A 17081-nucleotide genomic window follows, 5' to 3' on the forward strand; every position below is an offset into this window, starting at 1 on the left:
AGCGGTCACGCCCCCCGGCGGATCCGGCCCGCGTACCGGGCCTCCAGGGCGTCGTTGTGCGCGTCGCCGCCGGCGATGTTGGCCGACAGGTAGACCGGGGGCGGCTCCCCCGCCGCGAGCAGCCGGGCCACCACCTCGACGGTGACCTGCTGCGCGAGCAGGGCCGCCGTGATCGAGGAGACCGCGCCGACCGCGCCGCCGCCGGGCAGCGGCAGGGTCGCGTCGCCGTACGGTGCGCCGTTGTCCAGCACCACGTCGGCGAAGTCGGCCAGCTTGCGCCCCGACGGGTGCCGGGACGCCATCCGCGCCGAGTGCTGCGCCGACGTGATGGCGACCAGCCGGTGCCCCCGCCCGGTCACCAGCGCCGCGAACTCCACGATCGCCCCGTTGACCCCGGAGTTGGAGGCCACCACGAACACGTCGGACGGGTGGACCGGGGCCAGCTCGTAGAGGCGGTGGGCCACCGCCGGATCCCGCTCCAGCAGCGGGCCCAGGACGTCGGCCGGGGCCCCGCCGCGCAGCACCACGTCGCGCAGCGCGATCCGGTTGGTCGGCACCAGGCCGCCGGCCCGGCCGGCGATCTCCATGGCGAGGGCCTCGGAGTGGCCCGTGCCGAACGCGTGGACGACCCCGTCGGCGCGCAGCGCGTCGGCGATCAGGTCGGCCGCCCGGCCCACCGCCTCCCGCTGGCTGGCCGATACCCGGCCGATCGTCTCCGTCACCACCGCCAGGTAGTCCTCGGCGCTGATCGTCATGCGTCGTCCTCCGTCCCCCGGCTGCCGTCCGGCGTCTCGCCGGTCCCGTCGGTCCTTGTCCGGCCGCCGGCCACCGTTGCCCGGTGGCGGGCCAGCCAGTCGGCCGCGAAGTCGACCGCGGCCCGCTGGCGCATCAACCGCCCCGTCCCGTCGCCGACCGGGCCGACCCGCACCGCGCCGGTCGCCTCCAGCGCCGCCCCGAGCCGGGGGAAGTCGCTCTCGTCGAGCACGATGTCGTCCCACCCCGCCCAGCGCCGGCCGCCGTCCGGGGTCCGCACCGCCGCGCCCTCCCGTCGCCTCGGCGGGGCGGGCTGCCGGTATTCGGCCAGGTGCAGCGACGTGTTCGAGTCGTGGCCGACGCCGAGCAGCAGCACGTCGGCGTCGGCGTCGTAGAGCCGGCCCAGCGGGGAGTCCTCGCCGAGCATCCCGGCCAGCGGGTGCCCGGCCACGATCCGCCCGGCGGCGGGCCCGAGGGCGGCGAAGGAGACCTGCGGGTGGTCGCTGCGCCGGGCACCCGGCCAGCCCCGGACGGTCTCGGCCAGCGCCCCCATGAACCGGCTCGGGGTGACCGCCGGGTCGAAGCCGGGCGTCTCGGCCCGGATCACCGGCCACCACTGCGCCGGCACCGGCGGGTTCGTCCATTCGGCCGGGTCGCTGTTCTCCGGCGTGTGGGTGGGCACCACGACCGTGCCCCGCTCGCCGAGCGCGTCGCGCAGGGCGAGGACCACCGCCTGCGCGCCGCCGCAGACGAACCCGAGCGCCTTCAGCCCGGCGTGTACGAGGACCACCGCGCCGGGGCGTACCCCCAGGTCGGTGAGCTGCGCGGCGAGCGAGGCGCGGGTGTGCGGCCGGGCGGCCGGTGCCGGCGTCATCGGGCCGTGGCCGTGCGGGCCAGGATCGCCTCGGCCAGCGGGCCGGGCGCCTCGTCGGGGATCCAGTGCGACACCCCGGCCAGCGTGACGGGGCGGTAGTCGCCGGTGACGTGGGCGGCGCAGGCCCGGGCGGCGACCCGGCCGACCGCCGTGTCCCGGTCGCTCCACACGTACGTGGTGGGCACCGACACCGGCCCGACCGCCGCGAGGTCCTTCCCGGACATCGCGCGGTACCAGTTCAGGGCGGCGGTCAGCGCGCCCGGGGCGCGCATCGGGTCGGCGTACCGGGCGACCCGGGCGGCGTCGCCGATGCCGCCGAGCAGCCGGCGCAGGGCGACGGCCCGGAACGCCAGCAGCACCTTCTCGGCCTTGCCGGGCTTGCGGAACAGGGCGATGTACGACGAGCGGGCCTTCTGCTCGGTGTCGGTGGCCAGCGCGTGGGCCATCGCGGCGGGGTGCGGGACCGACACGGCGGTGAGGGTGCGCACCCGGTGGGGGTGGGCGGCGGCCAGCCCCCAGGCGACGATCGCGCCCCAGTCGTGCCCCACCACGTGGGCCGCGTCGACGCCCAGCGCGTCGAGCACCGCCGCCGCGTCGGCGACCAGTTCGGGAATGCGGTACGCCTCGACCTCCGCCGGCCGGGCGTCGGGCGAGTAGCCGCGCTGGTCGAGCGCGTACGTGCGCAGCCCAGCGGCGTGCAGCGCCGGCGTGACCTCGTCCCACTCGCCGCTGTGCTGGGGGAAACCGTGCAGCAGCAGCACCGGCTCGCCGTCGGCCGGCCCGCCCGTGCGCACCTCGAACGTCAGCCCTCGCGCGTCGACCCGCATGATCGGCAGCCTACCCAGGCCGGGGCCGGTCACTCGTACGGGTTTCTCGGGGCGGGCACCTCCCGCCAGGACTCCACGGCGAGGTAGGGGATCTCGGCGTCGTTGACCGGGTCCCGCCCGACCCGGTCGCTGTAGCGGCCGGTGACCTCGACCCAGGTGTCGGGCGGCAGGCCCAGGGGCACGTCGCCGGTCATGCCCAGCTTGACGGGGCGGCCGTCGGCGGCGCAGCAGGAGAGCACCATGCGGGCCAGGATGGGCTGCCCGTCGGGGCCGGGCGCGATGAACCCGGTGAGCCGGACCCGCCGCTCGCCGATCGACGCGCCCCGCTCGAACAGGGCCCGGGAGGCGTAGTCGAGGACGGTGACCGGGGCCGGGTCGCCCGGCGGCAGCGGCGGGTAGTCCGACTGCTGCTGGCCGGCGAGCGCGGTGCCGGCCTGGCCCACCGCGTAGGAGCCGAGGGCCGGCGGGGCGACCAGCAGCAGCCCGAGCACCGGCAGCAGGAGCAGCCAGCCGACGCGCGGCCCGTGGTGGCCGTGCCCGTGCCCGTCGTCGTCCTCCGGCTGCCCGCCGGAGCCGGAGCCGGACGCGGGCCCGTCGCCGCCGGACGCGGGTGCGTCGCCGCGCGGCGCGGGGCGCAGGTCGTACCACAGGGTCATGACCGCGGCGGCGATCAGCACGAGCCCGGCGGCGATCAGGAACGGCCGCAGCCCCTCCTTGACGTAGCGCAGGTAGAGGTCGGTGACGCTGGCCCGGACCACCGCGCCGCCGAGCAGCAGCAGGACGACGGCCTGCGCCTGCCGGTTCACAGCAGCACCGCCCCGGCGAGGCCGGCCACGCCGACGGCGACCACGAACGTCGCCGGGGCGAACCGGACCGCGAACCGGCGGCCGAAGACGCCGGCCTGCATGGAGATCAGCTTGAGATCGACCATCGGACCGACCACCAGGAAGACGAGACGGGAGGTGAGGGAGAACTGCGACAGCGACGCCGCGACGAAGGCGTCGGCCTCCGAGCAGATGGACAGCAGCACGGCGAGCACGGCCAGGGCCAGCACCGACAGCACCGGGGAGTCGGCGAGGGTCTGCAGCCAGCGCTCCGGCACCAGCACGTTGATGCTGGCGGCGGCCATCGCGCCGACGACCAGGAAGCCCCCGGCGTGCACGACGTCGTGCCGCACGGCCGCCCAGAAGGCAGCGCCGCGCGACGCCCCGTCCAGCTCGGGCCGGCGCGGCAGCCGGATCCAGTCGGCGCGGCCGAGCCGCAGCCAGAGCCACCCCATGACCATGGCGACGACCAGGCTGGCCACCGCCCGGCCGAGCACCATCTCCGGTGCGCCGGGGAAGGCGACGGCGGTGGCGGCGAGCACGACCGGGTTGACCGCCGGGGCGGCGAGCAGGAACGCCAGGGCCGCCGCCGGGGTGACGCCGCGCCGGATCAGCGACCCGGCGATCGGCACGGAGCCGCACTCGCAGCCGGGCAGCACCACGCCGGCGGCGCTGGCCACCGGCACCGCGAGGGCCGGGTGCCGGGGCAGCGCCCGGGCCCAGAACGAGCGCGGCACGAAGACCGCGATCACCGCCGAGAGCAGCACCCCGAAGACCAGGAAGGGCACGGCCTGCACGAGCACCGAGACGAAGACCGTCGTCCAGGTCTGCAGCCGGGGCGCGGACAGCGCGTCGGTCAGCGGCGCGCGGAACACGATCAGCAGGACCAGCAGCGCGGCCAGCACCTCGACCGAGCCGATCCGGCCGCCGACCGACCGTCGCGGCCCGCCCGACGCCGCCTCCCCCTGGGGTACGTCCGGCCCGTCCCCGCCGCCCTGCCCCGTCGCCGGGGCCCGTCCGTCGGGGCCGACGGGCGGCGCGGAGCTGTCGGTCGTCGACGCCACGGTCTGCTCCCTGGAGGCGGGTGAGGTTCGGCGGCGCGACACTATCGCGCCCAGCGGGCCGGGTCGATGAACGACGCCGAAACGGCGGTGACCGGGTTCCGGGATCCTCCCTGGTGAGCTGCGGAAAGATCACTTTGCCCGGTGATCTTCCCGGGTGTTAGCGTCGGGGAGACAACTTCACATCCGACAGGGGAGCGCACAGCGCTGAGAGTGCGGGCACCGCCCGCAGACCCTCGAACCTGATCTGGGTAATGCCAGCGCAGGGAGTTCGGTCGACCTCCAGCCGCGTCGACGTCCGGTGCCACCGGGCGCGGCGTGCGTCTTCTCCTGGTTCGTCAAGGACTGGGAGCCACCATGAACCACACCGACAGCAACCGCTGGCGCACGATCGACATCGTGGTCGCCTCGGTGATCGCCGTCGCCTTCGGCGTCATCTTCTGGGCCTGGGGCCTGGTCTGGAGCGCCACCGAGGGGGCGTTCGCGTTCTTCCCGCCCGCGCAGACCCTGCTCTACGGCGTCTGGCTGATGCCGGCCGTGCTCGGCGGCCTGGTGATCCGCAAGCCGGGCGCGGCCCTGTACTGCGAGACCGTCGCCGCCGTCCTGTCCGCCCTGCTGGGCAGCCAGTGGGCCGGCACGGTGATCCCGCAGGGCATGGTCCAGGGCCTCGGCGCGGAGCTGGCGTTCGCCGCGTTCCGCTACCGCTCTTTCCGGCTGCCGACCGCGCTGCTCGCCGGGGCGCTCACCGGCGTCGGCGCCGCCCTGTTCGACTTCCTCGTGTGGAACGCCGAGTACGACCTGACCGGCTACCGCCTCCCGTACGCCCTGCTCACCGTGGTCAGCGCCACGATCATCGCGGGCGGGGGCGCGTGGGCCCTCCTGCGCGCCCTGCTCACCACGGGCGCCCTGGACCGCTTCCCCGCCGCCCGCGCCCGCACCCCGATCTAGCGGGAGCGTCCACAGGCCGACCGGGAAGGGGGACGGGTGACGGCACGGGTGGTGTTGCGGGGGTTCGGGTGGCGGCACGCCGGGCGGCGGGCCTGGGCGGTGCGCGGGGTGGACCTGAGCGTCGAGGCCGGCGAGCGGGTGCTGCTGCTGGGGCCCTCCGGGGCCGGCAAGAGCACGCTGCTGGCCGCGCTGGCCGGGCTGCTGTCCGACGACTCGGGCGAGCAGGAGGGCACCGTCGAGGTCGACGGCGTCGATCCCCGCGCCGACCGGGACCGGGTCGGCATCGTCTTCCAGGACCCGGAGAGCCAGCTCGTGATGGCCCGCTGCGGCGACGACGTCGCGTTCGGGCTGGAGAACCGGGGCGTGCCCGCCGGTGAGATCTGGCCCCGGGTGGACGAGGCGCTGCGCCGGGTCGGCTTCCCGTACGACCGGGACCGTCCGACCGCCGCCCTCTCCGGCGGCGAGCAGCAGCGGCTCGCGCTGGCCGGGGCGCTCGCCCCGCGGCCGGGGCTGCTGCTGCTCGACGAGCCGACCGCCAACCTCGACCCGGCCGGGGCGGCGCTGGTCCGCCGGGCCGTGGCCGACGCCGTCACCGCCGACACCACGCTGGTCCTGGTCGAGCACCGGGTCGCCGAGGCGCTGCCGCTAGTCGACCGGGTGGTGGTGCTGGAGCCGGGCGGCGGCGTGCGCGCCGACGGGCCGCCGGAGGCCGTCTTCGCCGCACACGGCGACGCGCTCGCCGCCGAGGGGGTCTGGGTGCCCGGCCGGACGGTGCCGCCCCGGCGGGCCACCGCCGCCCCCGGCGAGGCGCTGCTCACCGCCGACGGGGCCGCCCTGCCGCCCCGCCTCGCCCCGACCGACCTGGCGGTACGCGCCGGCGAGGCGCTCGCCGTCCTCGGCCCGAACGGTGCGGGCAAGTCGACGCTGGCGCTGCTGCTCGGCGGCCTGCTGCGGCCCGGGGCCGGGCGGGTCGCGGCGACCCGGGAGCTGGCCGGGCGGGACGCCGCCACCGCGCCGCACCGCTGGCGGGCACCCGCCCTGGCCCGCCGGATCGGGTCGGTCTTCCAGGACCCGGAGCACCAGTTCGTCACCGGCACGGTCTACGACGAGCTGGCCCTCGGCCCGCGCCGCACCGGCCACGGCGAGGCCGCCGTCCGGGCCACCGTCGACGGGCTGCTGGACCGGCTGCGCCTGGCCCGGCTGGCGCGCGCGAACCCGTACACCCTCTCGGGTGGGGAGGCGCGGCGGCTGAGCGTGGCGACGGCCCTGGCCACCGCGCCCCGCCTGCTGGTCTGCGACGAGCCCACCTTCGGCCAGGACCGGCGCACCTGGCTGGAGCTGGTGGACCTGTTCGCCGAGCTGCGCGACGGCGGGCACGGCGTCGTCGCCGTCACCCACGACGCGGACTTCGTGGCGGCCCTGGCCGACCGGCGGCTCACCCTGGCCCGCGACCCGGCGGCGGTGGCGGCGTGACCGGCACCGGCCGCAGACGGGCGGTGGCGGCGTGATCAGCATCTCTCCGGTGGCCGTGCCCGGCGCCCCGTTGGCCCGGCGCAACCCCGTGGCGAAGGTCGCCGCCGCGCTGGTCTTCTCGTTCACCCTGCTCGCCACCCTCGACCCGGTGGCGCCGGCCGTCGCCATCGGCGTCGAGCTGGCCGTGCTGCCGCTGTTCGGCATCCGGTACGGGGTGCTCGCCCGCCGGGCCGCCCCGCTGCTGCTCAGCGCCGCCGGCATCGTGGTGACCCTGGTCCTGTTCGCCGCCGAGCGCACTGGCCGGACGCTGGTCGAGGCGGGGCCGGTGGCGATCACCAGCGGGGTGCTGCTGACCGCGCTCGGGCTGGCCCTGCGCATGCTCGCGGTGGCGCTGCCCGGCGTGATCGTCTTCGCCACCACCGACCCGACCGACCTGGCCGACGCGCTGGTGCAGAACGCGAGGGCCCCGGCCCGCTTCGCAATCGGCGCGCTGGCGGCGTTCCGGCTGGTGCCGCTGCTCGGCCAGGAGTGGCAGATGATCAGCATGGCCCGGCGGGCGCGCGGGGTGGACGCCGGCCGTAACCCGGTGGCCCGGCTGCGGCTGTTCGTCTCGACCGCGTTCGCGCTGCTGGTCGGCGCGATCCGGCGGGGCACCCGGCTGGCGGTGGCGATGGACGCCCGGGGCTTCGACGCGGCCACGCCGCGCACGGTCGCCCGGCGGCAGCGGTTCGGCCCCGCCGACGGGCTGCTGGTCGCCGGGGCGGCGGCGCTGGCCGGGGCGGCGCTGGCGGTCAGCGTCGCCCTGGGCACGTTCCGCCCGCTGATCGGCTGACCCGCAGGTCAGCGCGGCGACGGCGGGGCGGACGCCACCACACTGTGACACCGCGTCGACCACCGGTCCCGGCCCGGCGGGCGGCGCGATACCGTCGCAGCACTACAGGCGACGCGAGAGGTGGCGGGTACGGATGACGCAACAGGCGACGGCGCAGATCGGCGTGACGGGGCTGGCGGTGATGGGCCGGAACCTGGCCCGCAACCTGGCCCGGAACGGGTTCACGGTGGCGGTGCACAACCGGTCGCCGGAGCGGACCCGCAGCCTGGTCGCCGAGCACGGTGACGAGGGGACGTTCGTGCCGTCCGAGTCCCTGGCGGACTTCGTCGGCTCGCTGGAACGCCCCCGCGCCGTGATCATCATGGTCAAGGCGGGCGCACCGACCGACGCGGTGATCGACGAGCTGGTGCCGCTGCTCGACGAGGGCGACATCATCGTCGACTGCGGCAACGCCCACTTCGCCGACACTCGGCGGCGGGAGGAGGCGCTGCGCGCCAAGGGGCTGCACTTCTCCGGCACCGGCGTGTCCGGCGGCGAGGAGGGCGCGCTGCTCGGGCCGAGCATCATGCCGGGCGGCTCCGCCGAGTCGTACGCGAAGCTCGGCCCGATGTTCGAGAAGATCGCCGCGCAGGTGGACGGCACCTCGTGCTGCCGGCACATCGGCCCCGACGGCGCCGGCCACTTCGTCAAGATGGTCCACAACGGCATCGAGTACGCCGACATGCAGCTCATCGCCGAGGCGTACGACCTGCTGCGGGCGGGGCTGTCGGCGAGCCCGGCGGAGATCGCGGAGATCTTCCGGGAGTGGAACACCGGCGAGCTGGAGTCGTTCCTCATCGAGATCACCGCCGAGGTCCTCGGGCACACCGACGCGGCGACCGGCCGGGCCTTCGTGGACGTGGTGCTCGACCAGGCCGAGCAGAAGGGCACCGGCCGCTGGACGGTGCAGAGCGCGCTCGACCTGGGCATCCCGATCACCGGCATCGCCGAGGCGACGTTCGCCCGGTCGCTGTCCGGGCACGCCGGCCAGCGCGAGGCCGCCCGCCGCGCCTTCGGCGACGCCGGGGAGAAGTGGCAGGTCGAGGACCGCGACACCTTCGTCGAGGACGTGCGGCGCGCGCTGCTGGCCAGCAAGATCGTCGCGTACGCGCAGGGCTTCGACCACATCCGCGCCGGCAGCAGCGAGTACGACTGGGACATCGACCTGGGCGGCACCGCCACGATCTGGCGGGGCGGCTGCATCATCCGGGCCCGCTTCCTGGACCGGATCAAGGAGGCGTACGACGCCGAGCCGGAGCTGCCGTCGCTGCTGGTCGCGCCGTACTTCGCCGAGGCGGTCAGCGCGGGCGTGCCGAGCTGGCGGCGGGTCGTCGTCGACGCGGCCCGGGCCGGGGTGCCGACGCCGGCGTTCTCCTCGTCGCTGGCGTACTTCGACGGGCTGCGCGCCGAGCGGCTGCCCGCCGCGCTGCTGCAGGGGCTGCGGGACAACTTCGGCGCGCACACCTACCGCCGGGTGGACCGGGACGGCTCGTTCCACACCCTGTGGGCCACCGAGGGCCGCTCCGAAGTGGAGGCCTGAGCCGCAACCGCGCCGGTGCCGCCCCCGAAGCTTCGGGGGCGGCACCGGCGCGGTCGGGTCGGGGAGAACCGGTCGGGTCAGAAGAACCGGCGGCGCTTCGCCTTCTGCGGGCGCAGCAGGTCGGCGCCCCTGGTCAGCATCCGGGTCACGCCGGTCGGGCCGCGCCGGGCCTCCAGCGTGTGGCTGAGCCGGCGCGCGCCGGCCGCCGCCAGCGGCACGGCGACCGCCATGACCGCCCACTGGGCAATCCGCTTCTGAATCATGTGGGTTCACCTCCGCCGTCGGGTCCGTTGCCGGAGGTGATACCCCACCGGCCGCGCCGGTAAGCGTCCCTACGGGCCGGTCAGGGCTGCGGACCGGTCAGGGCTGCGGCGGGGCGACCGGGTTGGGCAGCGCCCCGCCGAACCGGCGGTCCCGCTGGGCGTACAGCTCGCACGCGTACCACAGGTGGCGGCGGTCGAAGTCGGGCCAGAGGGTGTCGAGGAACACCAGCTCCGCGTACGCGGTCTGCCACAGCAGGAAGTTGGAGATCCGCTCCTCGCCGGACGGGCGGAGGAAGAGGTCCACGTCGGGGACCTCCGGGTGGTAGAGGTACTTCGCCACGGTCTTCTCGGTGACCCGCTCCGGGTCGAGCCGGCCGGCCGCCACGTCGCGGGCGATCGCGGCGGCGGCGTCGGCGATCTCGGCCTGCCCGCCGTAGTTGACGCAGAACTGCAGCGTCAGCGTCGAGTTGCCCCGGGACATCTCCTCGGCCGTCTGCAACTCGGAGATGACGCTCTTCCACAGCCGGCCGGCGCGGCCCGACCAGACGACCCGCACGCCCAGGTCGACGAGCTGGTCGCGGCGGCGGCGGATGACGTCCCGGTTGAAGCCCATCAGGAACCGGACCTCGTCCGGGGAGCGCCGCCAGTTCTCCGTGGAGAACGCGTACGCCGACAGGTAGGGGATGCCCAGCTCGATCGCGCCCTCGATGGTGTCGAAGAGGCTGTGCTCGCCCTGCTCGTGGCCCTTCGTGCGGGGCAGCCCCCGCTCCTTGGCCCACCGGCCGTTGCCGTCCATGACGATCGCGACGTGCTTCGGCAGCGCGTCGGCCGGCAGCGCCGGGGGCCGGGCGCCCGACGGGTGCGGAGTCGGCGGCACCGGCTCACGCCGGCCGGCCCTCATCGATCGGATCACTCGGTCTTCCCCCTGTCCACGGCGGCGGCACCGCCGGCCGTCGGGCCGCCCCGGTCGACCAGCGGCAGCGAGCGTAGCGCGCGCTCCAGGTGCCACTGCAGGTGCGCCGCGACCAGACCGCTGCACTCCCGGCGTACGCCGGTCTCGGTGGCGTCGGCGAGCACCCAGTCGCCGGTGGTGAGCGCGGACATCAGGTCGACGGTCGCCGGGGCGGGGTGGGCCGCGCCGGGGGGTCGGCAGTCCGGGCAGACCGCGCCGCCGGCCGGCACGGAGAACGCCCGGTGCCGCCCCGGGGTGCCGCAGACCGCGCAGGCCGTCAGCGCGGGCGCCCAGCCCGCCAGGGCCATCCCCCGCAGCAGGTACGCGTCGAGCACCAGCGTGGTGGCGTGCTCGCCCCGGGCGAGCGACTTGAGCGCGCCGAGGGTGAGCTGGAACAGCCGCAGCGACGGCTCCCGCTCGACCGGGGTGAGCCGCTCGGCGGTCTCGGCGATCGCGCTGGCCGCCGTGTAGCGCGGATAGTCGCCGAGGAACCGCTTGCCGTACAGGTCGATCCCCTCGACCTGGCTGACGCTGTGCAGCGAACTGCCGGTGTTGCCCTTCGGGTCGCCGGCGAGCTGCACGTCGACGTGACCGAACGGCTCCAGCCGGGCACCGAACTTGCTGGTGGTGCGGCGGACCCCCCGGGCCACCGCGCGCAGCCGCCCGTGCCGGCGGGTCAGCAGGGTGATGATCCGGTCGGACTCGCCGAGCTTCTGCACGCGCAGGACCACCGCGTCGTCGCGGTAGAGCTGTCGGCGATACCCGGCCATCCGATCATTCTCCCCCGGCCCACGGAATCAGGGTCGAATCGGGGTGCCCGGCGGGTGATCCCCGATGCGCGGCGGGCCGGACCGGCCGTAGCGTGCCGGCCATGGCCTCGCACCCGACCGCCCACCCCACCCGCCCCACCCGCGGCGTCCCCGCCCGCGCCGTCGCGGTCGGGGCCGTCGCCGCCCTGATCCTCCTCGCCGGGTGCGACAACCTGTCGCTGCGCCGGCTGGACTTCGACGACGTCGAGTCGACGCGGATCGCCCGGGTCACCGTGCTGCCCGGCTCGGGCGACGTGACGGTCGTCGGCGGCGGCCCCGCCGGCCAGGTACGGATCAAGCGGGTGCTGCGCTACCACGGCGACCAGCCCGAGGCCCGGTACGAGATCCGGGGCGACGAGCTGGTGCTCGACACCGGCTGTGGCTCCCGCTGCACGATCTCCTACGAGGTAAACGCCCCGGAGGGCGTCGCCGTGAGCGGCGCGACCGGGTCGGGCAACGTGACGCTGAGCCGGGTCGGCGAGGTGGACTTCCGGCTCGACTCGGGGAACCTGGAGATCACCCGGGCGACCGGGGCGGTGCGCGCCGAGGCCAGCTCCGGCAACGTCGAGGTCGACGACGTACGCGGCCCGGCGACCCTGCGCACCTCGTCGGGCGACATCACGGGCAGCCGCCTGGGCGGCCAGGTGGACGCCGAGGCCGAATCCGGCGGCGTCACCGTCGAGCTGGCCGTCCCGGCCTCGGTGCGGGCGCACGCCGCCAGCGGCGACGTGCAGCTCATCGTGCCCGCCGGCCGGTACCGGGTGCGCTCGGACGTCGACTCCGGCGAGGCCGAGCTGGGCATCGTCGACGACCCGGGCGCGTCGCTGCTGCTCGACGTGGCCGCCGACAGCGGCAACGTGACGGTCACCGCGCGCTGAGCTTGAGGGTGTGCTCCTCGGGGGCGCGGGGCGCGGGCAGCACCGCCCGGTCGTAGCCGGCCGGGGCGGGACTGACGGGCACAGGGCTGGCGCCGGCCGGCACGGGGCGGCCGGCGGCGGCCCCGGTTCCGGCTCCCGCTCCGGCCCCGGTTCGGGTGCGCGGTTCGGGGCGAGCGCCGCCGGGGAACAGCTCCGGGGGCCGGCGGGCGGCGACGTCCTCGACCCAGCCGACCGCCGCGGTGACCGCGCCGACCAGCGCGAAGACCAGCACCACCCGGATCGCCAGGCCCACCGGGTCCTGATGGGACCAGCCGACCACGTCGACCAGCGGGGTGAGCGCCACCACGAACGGCATGTGCCACAGGTAGACGGTGAGCGCCCGCCGGTTCAGCACCGTCACCGCCCGGCCCGCCACGGCGGACCGGTCCACCCAGGCCGCCGACGCCGGGGCCCGGCCGATCGCCACGAGGATGAACGCGGCCGACCACAACGCGTTGCCCAGCGGGATGTCGTTCAGGTCGTACCCGCGCGGCCCGGGATGGGTGGCGATCCAGGCCGCCCCGGCGACGCCGAGGGCCAGCGCCGCCGGGACCAGCACCCGATTGGCCGTACGCCGCAGCAGGCCGTCGTGGTGGGCGAAGCCGAGCAGCCACGCGCCGAAGTAGAGGCCGAACTCCCGCAGCACGGTGGGCGCGGCGGGGAACAGTCCGAACTCGATGGTGGCCAGCAGCGCGTACGGGGCGAGCAGGGTGGGCCACGGGGCCCGCCGGAACAGCCACAGGGCGACGGGCGAGGCGAACACGAACCACAGGTAGTCGCGCAGATACCAGATCACGCTGAGCGCCAGCGCCCCCCAGTAGTTGGCCGGCGGGTCGGCGACCGGGAACGCCCACAGCAGCACCTTGGGTGTCAGCGGCAGCCCGGTGAGCAGCATGGCAGGGACGAAGACCGCGGCCAGCACCCACAGCGAGGGCAACAGGCGGCGCAGCCGCCGGCCTACGGCCGGCGGGCCGGACCGGTCCAGCGACGCCGCCATCAGCGAACCGGCGAGCGCGAACATCACCGACATGGCCGGGAAGACCAGGGTCAGCGTGGCCCATCCGGTCACGTGGTAGACGACGACACGGACGATCGCCAGGGCACGGAGCAGGTCCAGGTACCGGTTTCGCATCAGCCGGCTTCCGGTCGGGAGCAGAGGGGGCAACGGCTTCCTACCCTCCGGCCCACCGCCGCAAAACGCCCAGGGAGCCGCCCCGAAAGTGAGAAACGCCATTCTTCCGCCAGAAACCGGCAACGCCCCCACCCGCACCCACACCGCCCCGGCCCACCGATCCGGCACGTGGGGCGGGGCGTGGGGTGGGGGTTAGAAGCCCAGTTTGCGGAGTTGTTTGGGGTCGCGTTGCCAGTCCTTGGCCACGCGGACGTGCAGGTCCAGGTAGACGCGGGTGCCGAGCAGCTCCTCGATCTGCCGGCGGGCGGTGGTGCCGACCTCCTTGAGCCGGCTGGCCCGGTGGCCGATCACGATGGCCTTCTGGCTGGGTCGCTCGACGTACACGTCGGCGTAGATCTTCATGAGGTTGCCCTCGGGGATCATCTCCTCCACCACCACGGCGATGGAGTGCGGCAGCTCGTCGCGGACCCCCTCCAGGGCCGCCTCCCGGATCAGCTCGGCGACCAGCACCTGCTCCGGGTCGTCGGTGAGCATGTCGTCCGGGTAGAGCTGCGGCGACTCGGGCAGGTAGCCGGTCATCACGTCGACCAGCGTGTCGAGCTGGTGCCCGGAGACCGCGCTGACCGGCACCACGGCGGCGAACTCGCCCAGCTCGCTGACCGCGAGCAGTTGCTCGGCCAGCCGCTTCTTGTCCACCAGGTCGGTCTTGGTCACCACCGCCAGCACGGTGGCCTTCAGCTCGGCCAGCTCCCCGGTGATGAACCGGTCGCCCCGGCCGACCGGCTCGTCGGCCGGGATGCACAGGCCGATCACGTCGACCTCGCTCCAGGTGGAGCGGACCAGGTCGTTGAGCCGCTCGCCGAGCAGCGTGCGGGGGCGGTGCAGCCCGGGGGTGTCGACCAGGACGAGCTGCGACTCCGGCCGGTGCAGCACGGCCCGGATGACGTGCCGGGTGGTCTGCGGCTTGTTCGAGGTGATCGCGATCTTCGTGCCGACGATGGCGTTGGTCAGCGTCGACTTGCCGGCGTTCGGCCGGCCCACGAAGCAGGCGAACCCCGCCCGGTACGGGCGCGCTCCCCCGCCGCCGACGTCGCCCGCCCGGCCACCCCGCACGTCGCTCACTCGACCACCGTGCCGAGGACGGTGCCGTCCGGCGCGGCCACGTGGATCGGCGCGTCGGCGGCGAGGTCACGGACGGCGGCGTGCCCCGCCCCGTCCAGGGTCGACGCCTCGGTCACCACGACGGCGGCCTCCAGCCGCGTCGCCCCGGCCGCCACGGCGGAGGCCACCGCGAGCTGGAGGGCGGTGAGGGTCAGCGAGGGCAGCGACACGCTCGCCGCCGCGTACGTCCGGCCGTCCTGGTCGCGCACCGCGGCTCCCTCCACGGCGCCCACCCGGCCCCGGGCCCCCCGGGCGAGGATGACCAGCTTGCCGTCCTCGGCGCTCAGCTCGACCGGCGCGGACGGGGTGGGCAGGGCGGCGGGCGCGGCGGGTGACTCAGGCATCGGCGGGTTGCCTCTCCTCGGCTCGGTTCTGGGTGCCCCGGGACTCGGCGGGCTCGCCGCGCCCGGGGGTGGTGTCGGGATGGTCGGTCGGCTCGACCCGGCTCACCAGCACGGTGTCGATCCGGTTGCGCCGGCCGGTGGTGCCCTCGGCGACCAGGCGCAGCCCGGCCACCTCGGCCTCCGCGCCGGGGATCGGGACCCGGCCCAGGGCCTGGGCGAGCAGACCGCCGACCGTCTCGACCTCGTCGGCGGGCAGCTCGACGTCGAACAGCTCGCCGAGGGTCTCGACGGGCAGCCGGGCGGTGACCCGCACCGCGCCGTCCGCCAGCCGTTCGACCGGCGGGCGTTCGACATCGTACTCGTCGGTGATCTCGCCGACGATCTCCTCCAGGATGTCCTCGATCGTGACGAGGCCGCCGGTGCCGCCGTACTCGTCGACGACGATGACCAGGTGGTTGCGCGCGGCCTGCATCTCCGACAGCAGGTCGTCGACCGGCTTGGACTCCGGGACGAACGTCGCCGGGCGCATCAGCTCCGACACCGGCAGCCGGGACGCCGCCGGGTCGCCGCCCTGGGTGCGGCGGATCAGGTCCTTGAGGTAGAGCACGCCGAGCACGTCGTCGACGCTCTCCCCGATCACCGGGATGCGGGAGAAGCCGGAGCGCAGGAACAGGGCGAGGGCCTGGGAGAGGGTCTTGCTCTCCTCGATCCACACCATCTCGGTGCGCGGCACCATCACCTCGCGGGCGATGGTGTCGCCGAGCGCGAACACCGAGTGGATCATCTGCCGCTCGCCGTGCTCGACGACGCCCCGCTGCTCGGCCAGGTCGACCAGCTCGCGCAGCTCCACCTGGGTGGCGAACGGACCCTCCCGGAAGCCGCGCCCCGGGGTCACCGCGTTGCCGATCAGGATCAGCAGCGACGCCAGCGGGTTGAGCGCCCGGCCCAGCCAGCGCACCAGCGGCGCGACGGCCCGGCCGACCGCGTACGCGTGCTGCCGGCCGAGGGTACGCGGGCCGACCCCGACCACCACGAAGCTGATCACGGTCATCGCGCCGGCGGTGACCAGCGCCGCCCGCCAGCCCGCGCCGAACGTGTCGACCGCCACCAGCGCGACCAGCGTGGTGGCGGTCAGCTCGGCCAGCAGCCGCAGAAGCAGCAGCAGGTTGAGGTGGCGGACGACGTCACCGGCGACGGCCTGGAGCGTGCGCGCGCCCCGGGCCCCGTCGCGGGCCAGCTCGGCCGCCCGGGCCGGTGACACGGCGGCCAGCGCCGCCTCGGTCATCGCGATCAGGCCGGCGAGCACCACCAGCCCGGCCGCGAAGACGAGCAGTTGCAGGTCGGGCAGGCCCGCCGCCGCGCCGGCCGCCGACACCTGTGCGGGCATCACGCGGACCGGGTCGACCGCCAGCTGGCCAGCAGCCGGGCCTGGAGCTCGAACATCTCCCGCTCCTCCTCCGGCTCGGCGTGGTCGTAGCCGAGCAGGTGCAGCACCCCGTGCACGGTGAGCAGGTGCAGCTCGTCGGCCGAGGAGTGGCCGGCCGTCGCGGCCTGCTTGGCCGCCACCTCCGGGCAGAGCACGATGTCGCCCAGCAGCGCCGGCTCCCCGCCGGCCGAGCTGGACTCGCCCGGCCCGTGGTCGACGCTGCCCTCGTCCATGGGGAAGGCGAGCACGTCGGTCGGGCCGTCGCCGCCCATCCAGCGGTGGTTCAGCTCGGTCATGTAGTCGATGTCGACCAGCAGCACGGACAGCTCGGCGAGGGGGTTGACCCCCATCTCGTCGAGGGCGTGCCGGGCGACGGCGAGCACGGCGTCGGTGTCGACGTCGACACCGGACTCGTTGGCGATCTCGATGGACAACTGGGTTCCCTAGGTCTGTCGGCGCCGGCCGGCCCGGCCGCCCTGGGCGGTGCGCCCCGGCACGGCGTGCACGCCCTGCGCCTGCTGGTTCTCCCGCTCGGCGTCCCAGCGGGCGTACGCGTCGACGATCTCCCCGACCAACCGGTGGCGCACCACGTCGGAGCTGGACAACTGCGCGAAGTGCACGTCCTCCACGTTCTCCAGGATCTCCCGGACCACCCGCAGGCCGCTGGTCGTCCCGCCGGGAAGGTCCACCTGGGTGACGTCGCCGGTGACCACGATCTTGGAACCGAAGCCGAGCCGGGTGAGGAACATCTTCATCTGCTCGGGCGTGGTGTTCTGCGCCTCGTCGAGGATGATGAACGCGTCGTTGAGGGTGTTGTGCGTGACCAGGAAGTCGTCGGTCACGTACAGCGAGTCCTCCGCCGCGACCTGGATGCACATCGTCTCCTGCACCCCGGCAGGAATGATC

General features: G+C 75.3%; 18 protein-coding genes, 1 pseudogene and 1 riboswitch. Of the genes and pseudogenes, 5 read left to right on the forward strand and 14 right to left on the reverse strand.

Annotated elements, in window-relative coordinates:
• Positions 1-5 precede the first annotated feature (5 nt).
• Genes LPU61_RS15240 through LPU61_RS15260 form a run of 5 tightly spaced genes read right to left on the reverse strand, consistent with a single transcriptional unit; the run spans position 6 to position 4198 of the window.
• Entirely contained in the window at positions 6-755 is a 750-nt protein-coding gene (locus tag LPU61_RS15240) for a sugar isomerase domain-containing protein (protein ID WP_043966804.1), read from the reverse strand.
• Positions 752-1627: an aminoglycoside N(3)-acetyltransferase gene (locus LPU61_RS15245; protein ID WP_229405245.1), complete on the reverse strand. Its 876-nt coding sequence runs from the start codon at positions 1625-1627 to the stop codon at positions 752-754. Before LPU61_RS15245 ends, LPU61_RS15240 begins: the two co-directional genes overlap by 4 nt.
• Positions 1624-2454, reverse strand: coding sequence for an alpha/beta fold hydrolase (locus LPU61_RS15250; protein WP_229405246.1), 831 nt, complete (start codon positions 2452-2454; stop codon positions 1624-1626). Before LPU61_RS15250 ends, LPU61_RS15245 begins: the two co-directional genes overlap by 4 nt.
• Positions 2455-2483: 29 nt before the next feature.
• Complete coding sequence (locus LPU61_RS15255; RefSeq protein WP_043966803.1) at positions 2484-3260, reverse strand: TIGR03943 family protein; 777 nt, start codon at positions 3258-3260, stop codon at positions 2484-2486.
• Positions 3257-4198, reverse strand: a complete 942-nt coding sequence (locus tag LPU61_RS15260; RefSeq protein WP_043969230.1) for a permease — start codon at positions 4196-4198, stop codon at positions 3257-3259. Before LPU61_RS15260 ends, LPU61_RS15255 begins: the two co-directional genes overlap by 4 nt.
• 322 nt (positions 4199-4520) lie before the next feature.
• A riboswitch (TPP riboswitch) is annotated at positions 4521-4626 on the forward strand.
• A 70-nt stretch (positions 4627-4696) separates the two neighbouring features.
• On the opposite strand from LPU61_RS15260, the gene LPU61_RS15265 reads away from it, so the two are divergent.
• From LPU61_RS15265 to gndA, 4 genes are all read left to right on the forward strand, one after another.
• Positions 4697-5287, forward strand: a complete 591-nt coding sequence (locus LPU61_RS15265; RefSeq protein WP_229405247.1) for an ECF transporter S component — start codon at positions 4697-4699, stop codon at positions 5285-5287.
• A 36-nt stretch (positions 5288-5323) separates the two neighbouring features.
• On the forward strand, positions 5324-6760 hold the full coding sequence (locus LPU61_RS15270; protein ID WP_229405248.1) for an ABC transporter ATP-binding protein: 1437 nt from the start codon (positions 5324-5326) through the stop codon (positions 6758-6760).
• 31 nt (positions 6761-6791) lie between these two features.
• On the forward strand, positions 6792-7592 hold the full coding sequence (locus tag LPU61_RS15275; protein ID WP_229405249.1) for an energy-coupling factor transporter transmembrane protein EcfT: 801 nt from the start codon (positions 6792-6794) through the stop codon (positions 7590-7592).
• 133 nt (positions 7593-7725) lie between these two features.
• A complete protein-coding gene (gene gndA / locus LPU61_RS15280) occupies positions 7726-9171 on the forward strand; it encodes an NADP-dependent phosphogluconate dehydrogenase (RefSeq protein ID WP_077938760.1) in 1446 nt (481 codons plus the stop codon).
• A gap of 77 nt (positions 9172-9248) precedes the next feature.
• On the opposite strand, the gene LPU61_RS15285 is transcribed toward gndA, so the two are convergent.
• From LPU61_RS15285 to recO, 3 genes are all read right to left on the reverse strand, one after another.
• Entirely contained in the window at positions 9249-9434 is a 186-nt protein-coding gene (locus LPU61_RS15285; RefSeq protein WP_077938759.1) for a hypothetical protein, read from the reverse strand.
• A 97-nt stretch (positions 9435-9531) separates the two neighbouring features.
• Complete coding sequence (locus LPU61_RS15290; protein WP_144420451.1) at positions 9532-10335, reverse strand: isoprenyl transferase; 804 nt, start codon at positions 10333-10335, stop codon at positions 9532-9534.
• Between the two features lie 8 nt (positions 10336-10343).
• Positions 10344-11156 carry a DNA repair protein RecO gene (recO, locus tag LPU61_RS15295; RefSeq protein ID WP_043966796.1) on the reverse strand — a complete coding sequence of 271 codons (813 nt, stop codon included), beginning with the start codon at positions 11154-11156 and terminating at the stop codon, positions 10344-10346.
• Between the two features lie 101 nt (positions 11157-11257).
• Here recO and LPU61_RS15300 point away from each other — a divergent pair, with 101 nt between their 5' ends.
• Positions 11258-12073, forward strand: coding sequence for a DUF4097 family beta strand repeat-containing protein (locus LPU61_RS15300; RefSeq protein ID WP_229405250.1), 816 nt, complete (start codon positions 11258-11260; stop codon positions 12071-12073).
• Here the strand turns inward: LPU61_RS15300 and LPU61_RS15305 are convergent.
• The 6 genes and pseudogenes from LPU61_RS15305 to LPU61_RS15330 form a co-directional block, all read right to left on the reverse strand.
• Entirely contained in the window at positions 12060-13244 is a 1185-nt protein-coding gene (locus LPU61_RS15305; RefSeq protein WP_229405251.1) for an acyltransferase, read from the reverse strand. The genes LPU61_RS15300 and LPU61_RS15305 overlap by 14 nt on opposite strands.
• Positions 13245-13436: 192 nt before the next feature.
• A complete protein-coding gene (gene era / locus LPU61_RS15310) occupies positions 13437-14357 on the reverse strand; it encodes a GTPase Era (protein ID WP_043969228.1) in 921 nt (306 codons plus the stop codon).
• A gap of 5 nt (positions 14358-14362) precedes the next feature.
• Positions 14363-14749, reverse strand: a complete 387-nt coding sequence (locus LPU61_RS15315; protein ID WP_043966794.1) for a hypothetical protein — start codon at positions 14747-14749, stop codon at positions 14363-14365.
• Positions 14742-16160, reverse strand: a complete 1419-nt coding sequence (locus LPU61_RS15320) for a hemolysin family protein (RefSeq protein WP_043969227.1) — start codon at positions 16158-16160, stop codon at positions 14742-14744. The genes LPU61_RS15315 and LPU61_RS15320 overlap by 8 nt, the downstream gene beginning before the upstream one ends.
• On the reverse strand, positions 16136-16609 hold the full coding sequence (gene ybeY / locus LPU61_RS15325) for an rRNA maturation RNase YbeY (RefSeq protein WP_043966793.1): 474 nt from the start codon (positions 16607-16609) through the stop codon (positions 16136-16138). The genes LPU61_RS15320 and ybeY overlap by 25 nt, the downstream gene beginning before the upstream one ends.
• A gap of 9 nt (positions 16610-16618) precedes the next feature.
• Positions 16619-16987, reverse strand: a pseudogene (locus LPU61_RS15330) (PhoH family protein); the annotation flags it as partial.
• Positions 16988-17081: the final 94 nt, after the last annotated feature.

Source organism: Micromonospora sp. NBRC 110038, assembly GCF_020884815.1.
GTDB lineage: Bacteria > Actinomycetota > Actinomycetes > Mycobacteriales > Micromonosporaceae > Micromonospora > Micromonospora haikouensis.